General features: G+C 66.2%; 9 protein-coding genes. 6 read left to right on the top strand and 3 right to left on the bottom strand.

The genetic code is table 11. The features are described from left to right. On the top strand, nt 1–2,634 hold a 2,634-nt coding region (gene gcvP / locus AC07Z7_RS24260), incomplete at its 5' end, for an aminomethyl-transferring glycine dehydrogenase (protein WP_494767926.1). Between the two features lie 16 nt (nt 2,635–2,650). Further along, nucleotides 2,651–3,262: a Crp/Fnr family transcriptional regulator gene (locus tag AC07Z7_RS24255; protein WP_494767925.1), complete on the top strand. Its 612-nt coding sequence runs from the start codon at nt 2,651–2,653 to the stop codon at nt 3,260–3,262. 9 nt (nt 3,263–3,271) lie between these two features. On the opposite strand, the gene AC07Z7_RS24250 is transcribed toward AC07Z7_RS24255, so the two are convergent. Further along, nucleotides 3,272–3,862 carry a c-type cytochrome gene (locus tag AC07Z7_RS24250; protein WP_494767924.1) on the bottom strand — a complete coding sequence of 197 codons (591 nt, stop codon included), beginning with the start codon at nt 3,860–3,862 and terminating at the stop codon, nt 3,272–3,274. 58 nt (nt 3,863–3,920) lie between these two features. Next, a complete protein-coding gene (soxC, locus tag AC07Z7_RS24245) occupies nt 3,921–5,174 on the bottom strand; it encodes a sulfite dehydrogenase (protein WP_494767923.1) in 1,254 nt (417 codons plus the stop codon). A gap of 185 nt (nt 5,175–5,359) precedes the next feature. Here soxC and AC07Z7_RS24240 point away from each other — a divergent pair, with 185 nt between their 5' ends. Genes AC07Z7_RS24240 through AC07Z7_RS24225 form a run of 4 tightly spaced genes read left to right on the top strand, consistent with a single transcriptional unit; the run spans nt 5,360 to nt 9,495 of the window. Next, on the top strand, nt 5,360–5,773 hold the full coding sequence (locus AC07Z7_RS24240) for an FKBP-type peptidyl-prolyl cis-trans isomerase (RefSeq protein WP_494767922.1): 414 nt from the start codon (nt 5,360–5,362) through the stop codon (nt 5,771–5,773). A 4-nt stretch (nt 5,774–5,777) separates the two neighbouring features. Continuing rightward, entirely contained in the window at nt 5,778–6,827 is a 1,050-nt protein-coding gene (locus AC07Z7_RS24235; RefSeq protein WP_494767921.1) for a MerR family transcriptional regulator, read from the top strand. Nucleotides 6,828–6,872: 45 nt separating this feature from the next. Beyond that, a complete protein-coding gene (locus AC07Z7_RS24230; protein ID WP_494767920.1) occupies nt 6,873–8,153 on the top strand; it encodes an acyltransferase family protein in 1,281 nt (426 codons plus the stop codon). Continuing rightward, complete coding sequence (locus AC07Z7_RS24225; protein WP_494767919.1) at nt 8,143–9,495, top strand: MFS transporter; 1,353 nt, start codon at nt 8,143–8,145, stop codon at nt 9,493–9,495. The genes AC07Z7_RS24230 and AC07Z7_RS24225 overlap by 11 nt, the downstream gene beginning before the upstream one ends. Before the next feature lie 64 nt (nt 9,496–9,559). On the opposite strand, the gene AC07Z7_RS24220 is transcribed toward AC07Z7_RS24225, so the two are convergent. Continuing rightward, entirely contained in the window at nt 9,560–10,219 is a 660-nt protein-coding gene (locus tag AC07Z7_RS24220) for an NAD(P)H-dependent oxidoreductase (protein ID WP_494767918.1), read from the bottom strand. Nucleotides 10,220–10,532: the final 313 nt, after the last annotated feature.

Raw genomic sequence — 10,532 nt, 5'->3', positions numbered from 1 at the left:
ATCATGCGCAACATCCTGGAGAACCCCGCCTGGTACACCGCCTACACGCCCTACCAGGCCGAAATCTCGCAAGGCCGCATGGAGGCCCTGGTCAACTTCCAGACCATGGTGTGCGACCTGACGGGCATGGACATTGCCAATGCGTCCATGCTGGACGAAGCCACGGCCGCAGCAGAGGCAATGACACTGGCCAAACGCTCGGTCAAGGCCAAGGGCAACCGTTTCATCGTGGCAGGGGATGCCCACTCACAGACGATCGAGGTGATCCGCACGCGTGCCAAGCCACTGGGCATTGAGGTGGTGCTGGCCGACAGCGCGGAACAGTGGGATAGCTTGCTGGCGGGAGATGACTACTTCGCCGTACTTGACCAGTACCCCTCCACCAGCGGCCGCCTCGGTGTGGACAACGGTGATACCACCAGGGTGCATGCCAATGGGGCTGCCTACATCGTGGCTGCCGACCTGCTGGCCCTGTGCCTTCTCACACCTCCCGGCGAATGGGATGGAGGCCCTGCCAACACTGGGGGCGCAGACATTGTGGTGGGCACCACCCAGCGCTTCGGGATGCCCATGGGAGCGGGTGGGCCACATGCGGCCTATATGGCCTGCCGCGATGCATTCAAACGCTCGCTGCCTGGCCGTCTCGTCGGCGTCAGCGTGGACATACACGGCAAACCCGCCTACCGGCTGGCGCTGCAAACGCGCGAACAGCACATCCGCCGCGAGAAAGCCACCAGCAACATCTGCACAGCCCAGGTGCTGCCAGCCGTGGTCGCCAGCATGTATGCCGTGTACCACGGCCCGGAAGGTCTCCAGCGCATTGCACTGCGCGTTGCCACCTTCACGGCCGTGTTGGCAGCGGGACTGCGCCAACTGGGCCATACACCCGCCCATGAACATGCCTTCGACACACTGAGCTTCCACGTGGGCGCTGATCAGGCCCAAGTGCTCGCCCGGCGAGCCGTCGAGCATGGCGCCAACATCCGCGTGACCTGGAGCGAGTACGTCAGCTTTTCCCTCGACGAGACCACCACGCGCGCCGACATCGAGTTGCTGTGGAAGGTCTTTGCGAAGGACGGCCAGGCTTTGCCCACCTTCGACGCTTTCGAGAACGGCATCGAGCCGCTGATTCCCGCCGCGCTGCGCCGCACCAGCCGCTACCTCACGCACCCGGTGTTCAACACCCACCACTCCGAGACCGGCATGCTGCGCTACATCCGCCAGCTGTCGGACAAGGACCTGGCCCTGGACCGCAGCATGATCCCGCTGGGCAGCTGCACCATGAAGCTCAACGCCACCAGCGAGATGATCCCGATCACCTGGCCCGAGTTTGCCAACATGCACCCGTTTGCCCCGGCTGACCAGCAGCAGGGCTACAAGGCGCTGGATGAACAGCTGCGCGCCTGGCTGTGCGAGGCCACGGGCTACGCCGGCATCAGCCTGCAGCCCAACGCGGGCAGCCAAGGCGAATACGCCGGCCTGCTGGCCATCAAGGCCTACCACGAGTCGCGCGGCGAGGGCCACCGCAACATCTGCCTGATCCCCAGCAGCGCCCATGGAACCAACCCGGCCAGCGCGCAGATGGTGGGCATGCAGGTGGTGGTGACGGCCTGCGATGCCAGTGGCAACGTGGATCTGGTGGATCTGAAGGCCAAGTGCGAGCAGCACAGCGGCAACATCGCCTGCGTGATGATCACCTACCCCAGTACGCACGGCGTGTTCGAGACCCAGGTGAAGGAGCTGTGCGCCCTGGTGCACAGCCACGGCGGCCGCGTATACGTGGACGGCGCCAACATGAACGCCCTGGTGGGCGTGGCCGCGCCCGGCGAGTTTGGCGGCGACGTGAGCCACCTGAACCTGCACAAGACCTTCTGCATTCCCCACGGCGGTGGCGGCCCTGGCGTCGGTCCCGTGTGTGTGGTCGAAGACCTCGTGCCCTTCCTTCCTGGCCTGCCCGGTCAGGGCGATCAGCCGCGCAACCCTGCCACTGGCAAGGTCGGCCCCGTGAGCGCAGCCCCCCTGGGCAACGCCGCCGTGTTGCCCATCAGCTGGATGTACATCCGCATGATGGGCGCAGACGGCCTGCAGGCCGCCACCGAGACGGCCATCCTGAGTGCCAACTACATCAGCGCGCGCCTCAAGGACCACTACCCCACGCTGTACGCCAGCGCCAACGGCCATGTGGCGCACGAGTGCATCCTGGACCTGCGCGGCCTGAAGGACACCAGCGGCGTGATGGCCGAGGATGTCGCCAAGCGCCTCATCGACTACGGCTTCCACGCGCCCACGCTGAGCTTCCCTGTCCCCAACACGCTGATGGTGGAGCCCACCGAGAGCGAAACACTGTTCGAGATTGACCGCTTCATCGACGCGATGATCGCCATCCGCGAAGAGATCCGCCAAATCGAGAGCGGCGCCCAGCCCCAGGACAACAACCCGCTCAAAAACGCACCGCACACGGCCGAGAACCTGCTGAGCGGTGAATGGAGCCGCCCCTACACCCGCGAAACCGCCGCCTACCCCGTGGCTGCCCTGCGCCAGGCCAAGTACTGGTCGCCCGTGGGCCGTGTGGACAACGTCTGGGGCGACCGCAACCTGAGCTGCAGCTGCATTCCGGTGTCGGACTACGCCTGACGGGGCGGAGCGCGCCGTGACCGCCTCGCCCAGCGCCTGCAACGTTTGCGAACCGCCCGCGTTGGAGGCGCTCGTCCAGACGGAGCCCGCTCTGGCGGCACTGTGGCAAGCGCTGCCCCGCCGCCAGTTCGGCGCTGGCGCGCTGCTGCAGCGTGCCGGTGAAACCAGCACACGCTGCTGGCATGTGCGCAGCGGCGTGGTGCGGCTGTTCTACCTGAACGAACAAGGTACAGAGCGCAACCGCTCGTTCCACGGCGCGGGCAAATGGGTGGCGGGCAGCCTGCCGCCGCTTGCACTGCCCAGCCCTTACGCCATTGAGGCACTGGGGCCCGTAGACGCGGTGGAGCTGGACTATTCCACCTTGCAAGACTGGATGGGAGTCTTTCCGCAGATTGGCCCCCCGCTGCAAGAAGCCTTGGGCTACGTCTTCCAGTCGCACGCCCGGCGCGAGGCCGAACTGCTCAGCCATCCGCCAGAGGCACGCTACCAGGCGTTCCTGGCCTCGCACGCAGAGTTGGCCAGCCAGTTGCCCCAGCACCATGTGGCCAGCTACCTGGGCATCTCGCCGGTGTCGCTCTCCCGCATCCGAGCCCGGCTGGGCATGGTGGATGCGGGGCGCGGCGGCTGAAACCGACACTCACCGCCCCAGCGGCCATGCACTGACCGTGCGGTCCCGCCCCGGCATCACCACCTGGGGCAGGCTTTCCTTGTCCATTACCGCATTGGCGGCCACCAGACCGTTCCAGTGCAGCAGATGCGCGGTCACGGCATATACCTCGTCATCGGTCAGGCTCTTGGGCGCATGCATGGGCATGCCCCGACGCACGTAGTCGAACACCGTGGTGGCATACGGCCACATTGCTCCCACCGACAGCACCTGCAAGGGGTACTGGCGCACACGCAAAGGCCGCAACAGGTCATTCCAGGCGATGAAGCCATCCGATCCCACAAGGCGGGAAGCCGGACCTTCCACGCCCTGCGCGCCGTGGCAGGCCGCACAGTGCTGCACGTAAAGTTGCGCGCCCCGCGCCACGCTACCTTGGCCGGGTGGCAAATTGCGGCCATCGGGAAAGATGGTGATGGCGTAGCGATCGACCTCTTCGGAAGACATTGGCTGCGCCAGGCCAATGATGGCCGGCGGCGCTGCAGGTGCCATGCCGGGTGCGGGCTGCGTCTGCGCCTGGCTGGCGAACCCGGCGTAAAGCAGCAGTCCGGCCGCTGCGAACATCCATCCGCCTCGCCGCAAGACTGCGATCCACGCGAACGGGTAGGAGGGGTACCAGCGCTCACGCATAGAGGTTCTCCACGCGCCCATCGGCCTGCACGCGCCAGGCCTGCACCGCGTTGTAGTGGTTGAAGGAATGCAAGGCGTAGCGCCGCTTCCACTCGCCGCGCAGCGGCTGCGTGCGGCCGTGCTCATCGGTGGCCCGGCTCAGCAGGTCGGCGCGACGTCCATTCCACTTCCAGGGCAGCGTGAAACGCGTGAACGCGCGGTCCAGCACCGGTCCATGCAACTGCGCAGCCGCCCAGGTGCGGCCACCATCCACCGACACATCCACCCGGGCAATGCGGCCGTAGCCGGACCAGGCCAGCCCTGCGATTTCATAGAAGCCCTGGGTTTCGGGCATCGTCTGCTGGCCCGAGGGGTGGGTGATGACGGATTTCACGTCCATGTGGAAAGCAAAGCGTTCAATGCGACCGTCGGCCAGCACCTGGGTGTACAGGCCCGATTCATCCTTGGTGTAGGCAGGCGCGTCGGTCACCTCCAGCCGGTGCAGCCATTTGATGTTGACGTTGCCTTCCCAGCCGGGCATGAACAGGCGCATGGGGTAGCCCTGCGAGGGCCGCAGCCGCTCGCCGTTCTGGTACAGCGCCACCATGCCATGCTCCAGCAAAGCTTTCAGCGGAAGGCTTCGGCTGTGCGATCCACCATCGGCCCCCTCAGCCACCACCCAGCGGGCGCGGTCCTTCAGCCCTGCTTCGTTGAGCAGGTAGGACAGCGGGATACCCGTCCACTCCGAGCACGACACCTCGCCTGCGAGTTCACCCAGGGTCTGGTCCAACGCCGTGGGCGACAGCGCATTGGCTGCCGAGTTGCCCGCGCACTCCAGAAAATGCACGCGGCTGACCATCGGGTAGCGCAACAGCCGGGCCAGGTCAACGCGCAAGGGCTTGTCTACCAGACCGTGCAGCCGCAGTTCGTGCCGAGCAGGGTCGATGTCGGGCACCCCGTTGTGATGGACGGCAAAATGCAGCCCACTCGGGGTGATGATGCCGCGCTGGTGCTGCAGCGGCGTGCGCCACCCCGCAAAACCCGAGACATGCGACACCGAGCGCTGTACGGCCGCCTCGTAGGCCGATGGCTGCCCATAAGGCACATCGGCACCGCCAGGCCGCGCCATGCTCTGCGGCAGCCGCGCGGCCAGGGGTTCTTGCGCGGATGGTGCGGGCTGCGCTTGCGCCACGCCACCGCCAACTGCCAAAGCGCCCAGAAAAGCCCTGCGAGCCCACAGTCCGCCCGGGCCACCATGTGATTGCATCCGTCTACCTCCGCGAATGGAAGCGGCACCCATCGGCCGCGGCGCCAGTGTGGTGGCGTGCGGCGCCGTGCGCATTAACGCTTGTTAACGCGGCCGCCTGCGTCCGAACACCCTTACACTGGCGCGCCGCTGGCCCCATGTGCCCGGTGCCAGCACACCCCCTTCGTTAAATTCAAAGGAATCCCATGCGCATCTCCCCTGCCCTCCTCGTCGTTGGCCTGCTGGCCGCTCCGTTTACCGCTGTACACGCGCAGGCCTCGGGTCCCATCACCACCGCCAGCGGCCTGGTCTATGAATCCCTCAAGGAAGGCACGGGCGACTCGCCCAAGGCCACTGACACCGTCAAGGTGCACTACAAAGGCATGTTCCTGGATGGCAAGGAGTTCGACAGCTCCTACAAGCGCGGCGAGCCCACCTCGTTTCCGCTCAATGGCGTGATCCCCTGCTGGACCGAAGGCGTGCAGCGCATGAAGCCGGGCGGCAAGGCCAAGCTGACCTGCCCACCCGCCATTGCCTACGGATCACGGGGTGCGGGTGGCCTGATTCCGCCCAACACCACGCTGAACTTCGAAGTCGAGCTGATTTCGGTCGGCCGTTGAGCCCATGCTGCTGAAGGTCGGTGACCTCGCGCGGCGCACCGGCCTCACGGTGCGCACACTGCACCATTACGACGAGATCGGCCTGCTCACCCCTTCGGGCCGCTCGGAGGCTGGTTACCGGCTCTACAGCCAGGCCGACGTGCAGCGGCTGCATGGCATCCAGACCATGCGCCAGATGGGCCTGGCGCTCAGCGATATCGGCAACTTGCTGGCGGGTGACGGTGTGGCGCCCGAACGCATCATCGGCCAGCAGATCCGCGCGCTGGACCAGCAGATTGCGCAGGCCAGCGAGCTGCGCGCCCGCCTGACCATGCTGCGCGACGGCCTCATGGCGGGCGCCGAGCCCAACATGGGCAACTGGCTGGAGGCGCTCGCGCTGATGACGACCTACGGCAAGTATTTCAGCGCCACAGAACTCAAGCAGATCTTCACGAACTGGAGCCTCATCGAGGCAGACTGGCTGGTGGTCAGGGACCTGGTGCGCGACGCCATGGACCGGCAACTGCCCCCCGATGCCCCTGAAGTCCAGGCATTGGCTTACCGCTGGATGGCCCTCATGCTGCACTGGATGGGCGGCGATCTGGACCTGCTGGAGCGCTGGGGCCATATGTTCCGCACCGAGCCCACCACGCAAGGCCGCCACCACGCGCCGCCGGGCGAGATGATCGAGTACGTCGAGGTCGCCATCAAGCTGCGCATGGCGCTGCTGGAGAAGTACATCACCCGCGACGATCTGCGCGCGCTCGGCCATGTGCCCCATACCCACTGGGCCGCGCTGGAGGCCGATGTGCAGCAGCTTCTGGCCCGTGGGCTACCCTCACACCACCCGGATGCCATCGCCGCTGCACTGCGCTGGAACGCGCTGTTCGACCAACTGACCGGCCAGCGCCCTGGGCTGCGCCAGAAACTGCTCACGGCCTCGGCCAACGAGCCGCTGCTGCAGGCCGGATCGCCCCTGAGCGCCCCGGTGCGCGCCTTCCTGCACGCCGCGCTGGCCTGCGCGGCCCCTGGAGCAGTCCCCCATCGGCCTGAAACTCCTCCAAAAGAACTCTGAAAATGCTTGACCCTCACGCGACGTGAGGCTGCACAGTCGGTCCCCATGAATGGATCGACACTCTCCCCCGGGACCGCCGCACCAGGCCTGCGGCTCCATGCGCTGGACAATTTGCGCGCCGCCATGATGTGGCTGGGCATCGTGCTGCATGTCGCGGTGATCTACATGAGCCGCCCCTCCCCCCTGCCCTGGCACGACGACCAGGCCACCCCAGTGGCCGATCTGCTGGTCGCCGTGATCCATGCGTTCCGCATGCCCGTGTTTTTCATCCTGGCCGGTTTTTTTGTGTCGCTGCTGGTGCACCGCCGGGGGTTGGCCGGCATGGTGCGCCACCGGCTGCGCCGCCTGGGTTTGCCGTTCGTGGTGTTCTGGCCTCCTTTGTTTGTGCTCAGCGCCCTGCTGGGCCTGGCGTTCCTGCACCGCATGGCCCAAGGTACGTGGGGGCTGGACCGCAGCCTGATGCCCCAGAACACCACTATGACGACGGGCCCGAACACCATGCACCTGTGGTTTCTGTGGATGCTGCTGTGGCTGGCCATGCTGACACCCGTGCTGTGGTCCGCCGTGCGCGCACTGCCTGCTGGCATGCAGCACGCCCTGGGGCGCATCGTTGCCTGGCTGGGCGGCACGCCGCTGGGCATCGTTGTGCTCACGCTGCCGCTGGCCTGGATTGGTGCCGACTATGACCATGGCATTGTCACGCCCAACGGGTCCTTCCTGCCGCCGCTGGCGGAATGGCTGCACAACGGACTGTTCTATGGGTTTGGGCTGTGCCTGTATGCGCAGCAGAAGACACTAGTGGCGCGCTACGAAAGGCACTGGCCTGTTCTGGCAAGCCTGGGGCTGGCGTGCTTTCTGATCACGGCCGTGCTGTCGGAGGTGCTGGCGCAGCCCGAGGCATCGGCCTTCGTGCTGGTCCTGGTCACCGGAGCCTTCACTGACCTGCTGGCCACCCCCGTGTCGGCCACGCGGCACCTGCAGTTCTGGATGGCACTGGCCTACAACGGCGCCTCCTGGCTGTGGAGCCTGGCCCTGGTCGGGTTCTTTCTGCGGCATGTGGCGCAGGCCCGCGCCTGGCTGGCCTATCTGGCCGACAGCTCGTACTGGGTGTACCTGGTGCACCTGCCCATGACCATTGGGTGGGGCGCACTGCTGCACGGCCTGCCGATTCCTGTGCTGGCCAAGATGCTGATCAATGTGCTGGCCACCACCGCCCTGTGCCTGGCCACCTACCACCTGGGTGTGCGCTTCACCGCCGTGAGCCAGTTGCTCAACGGCCGCCGCCACACCCGCCCACCTTCTGGAAAGACTGCCCATGCGACCTGATACCCCGCCCCCTTCCGCGCCTGCGGCCTCTTCAGGCCCGGCCGCCAACCCGCGCGCTGCACTATTCAAGGACCGCAACTTCCGCTGGCTCACCAGCGGCGCCTTCCTGTCCATGCTGGGCGACCAGTTCACGCTGATCGCGCTGCCCTGGCTGGTGCTGCAGATGACGGGTGACACCCTGGTGCTGGGCACCGTGCTGGCCCTGGTCAGCGTGCCGCGTGCGCTGTTCATCCTGATCGGAGGCGCGCTGGTGGACCGGCATTCGCCCAAACAGGTGCTGATGGTCACCAAGTACGTCAACCTCGTGCTGCTGGCCGTGCTGGCGGGGCTGGTGCTGGTCGGCAGCCTGGCGCTGTGGATGGTGTACGTGCTGTCCCTGGGCATTGGCCTGGCCACGGCCTTCAGCATCCCGGCCGGCACGGCCATGATGCCAAACGTGGTGGCGCGCCACCAGTTGCAGGCGGCGAACGGCGTGAACCTGGGCTTGCGCCAGCTCACGATGTTCCTCGGGCCGCTGCTGGCGGGCCTGCTGATCGCGCTGTTTGGCGATGCCTCGACCGCCTCTGCCGGTAGCGAGGGCGGCGCGCGCGCCAATGCCACGGGCATCGGCATCGCGTTTGCGCTGGATGCGCTGAGTTTTGCGGTGTCGGCCTGGACGCTGTCCAAGGTGCAAACCCACGCAGGCAGCGCAGCCCCTGCGGCAGCGCCGCAGGCCGTGCTGGCGTCGGTAGCCCAGGGCCTGGCGCATTTCTGGCGCGATGGCGAGCTGCGCACCTGCTTTCTCTACTGGAGCGCGATCGCCTTGTTCATCATGGGGCCCATCCACATCGCGATCCCCGTGCTGGCCAGCAGCACGCCCGCGCTGGGCGCCGCCGCCTTCGGCATCATCGTGGGCGCCCATGGCGCAGGCACGCTACTGGGCATGGTGGTGTCGGGCATGCTGCCCCGGCTGCGCATCGGCAGCCTGGGCATGACCATCCTGGCGTTCGACGCGGTCATCGGTGCACTGTTCGTGCCCATGGGCCTGATCACCGCCGTGTGGCAGGGCGCGCTGCTGATGCTGGTGATTGGCCTGCTGGGCGGTTTCATGCAGGTGAGCGTGTTCACCTGGATACAGCAGCGTGTGCCCCCGGCGCTGCTGGGCCGGGCGATGAGCCTGTTCATGTTCATCTTCATGGGCCTGGCGCCCATCTCTGCGGCGGTGACGGGCTGGGTGATGAAAAGCATCACGCTGCCCCAGCTGTTTGCGGCCAGCGGCGGCATGCTGGTGGTGCTGGCTGCGCTGGCCTGGGTGCTGACACCCATGCGCCGCGTCACAGATACGGCACCCGCCACGCGCTGAAACCCTGCGCGCGCAAAAAAGGCCGGGCAAATGCCCGGCTTTTTTTTGACTGAAATCGAACGACTCAGACTTCAGTCACGAACTGCTCGCGAGGGCGGCGCACCTTCTTCAGGTTCACCAGCCAGTCGCCTTCGTCGGCACGGTAGCCCAGGGGCAGAATCGCCACACTGCGCAGGCCACGGGCGCGCAGATCCAGGATTTCGTCCAGCGCATTGGGATCAAAACCCTCCATGGGGGTGGAATCCACTTCTTCAAACGCTGCAGCGATCAACGCTGCGCTCATGCCGATGTAGGCTTGGCGTGCGGCGTGCTGGAAGTTCACCTCGGCATCGCGCTGGGGGTAGCTGGACAGCAGCATCTGGCGGTAGTTCTCCCAGCCTTCGTTCTTGAAGCCGCGCTGCTCGTTGGTCAGGTCGAACATCATGTTGATGCGGTCGGCCGTGTAGTTGTCCCACGCAGCAAACACCAGCAGGTGCGAGCCGTCGGTGATCTGGGCCTGGTTCCAGGCGATGGGCTGGATCTTGGCGCGCACTGCGGGGTCGGTCACCACAATGATCTCGAAGGGCTGCAGGCCGCTGGAAGTGGGGGCCAGGCGGGCGGCCTCCAGGATGCGCTCAACCTTCTCCTGCGGCACGGCCTTGGAGGGGTTCATCTTCTTGGCGGCATAGCGCCATTGCAGTTTGTTCAGCAGGGGTTGGGCAGCGGTGGTGTCAACGGGGTTCATGGCAAGGATTCCTGAAATCGGCAAAAAGAGGTTGAGCTAAGAAAAATCGGATGGTTGAACTGTAAAGACCCGGTTTTCTTTGAGTAAGCCCCGCTGCGGAAAAGGATTGTTCGCAATCGGTCAACAATCGCGCCCCAAATCAATCGGATTCGTACCTGCACCCGGGGCCTGCAGCCTGCGGGCGTACACTCGCAGCCATGCGTTCTGGCCCACAGCATGGCGCGGTGTGCACCCGCTCTCCCCGCCCCACTTCCTGCCCAATTCCCCGCCCCATTCCCTGGCCGCGCCCGCCCCATGACGGAACCCGATCGGT

This window comes from Acidovorax sp. GW101-11A03 (assembly GCF_059424825.1).
Note: the sequence above shows the minus strand (reverse complement) of the source record. Positions and strands in the feature narration are given on the sequence as shown.

Excerpts from the sequence above, each read along its gene's own strand:
- AC07Z7_RS24250 (WP_494767924.1), bottom strand. The coding sequence starts at position 3,862 with ATGTTCGCAGCGGCCGGACTGCTGCTTTACGCCGGGTTCGCCAGCCAG.
- soxC (WP_494767923.1), bottom strand. The coding sequence starts at position 5,174 with ATGCAATCACATGGTGGCCCGGGCGGACTGTGGGCTCGCAGGGCTTTT.
- AC07Z7_RS24240 (WP_494767922.1), top strand. The coding sequence starts at position 5,360 with ATGCGCATCTCCCCTGCCCTCCTCGTCGTTGGCCTGCTGGCCGCTCCG.
- AC07Z7_RS24235 (WP_494767921.1), top strand. The coding sequence starts at position 5,778 with ATGCTGCTGAAGGTCGGTGACCTCGCGCGGCGCACCGGCCTCACGGTG.
- AC07Z7_RS24230 (WP_494767920.1), top strand. The coding sequence starts at position 6,873 with ATGAATGGATCGACACTCTCCCCCGGGACCGCCGCACCAGGCCTGCGG.
- AC07Z7_RS24225 (WP_494767919.1), top strand. The coding sequence starts at position 8,143 with ATGCGACCTGATACCCCGCCCCCTTCCGCGCCTGCGGCCTCTTCAGGC.
- AC07Z7_RS24220 (WP_494767918.1), bottom strand. The coding sequence starts at position 10,219 with ATGAACCCCGTTGACACCACCGCTGCCCAACCCCTGCTGAACAAACTG.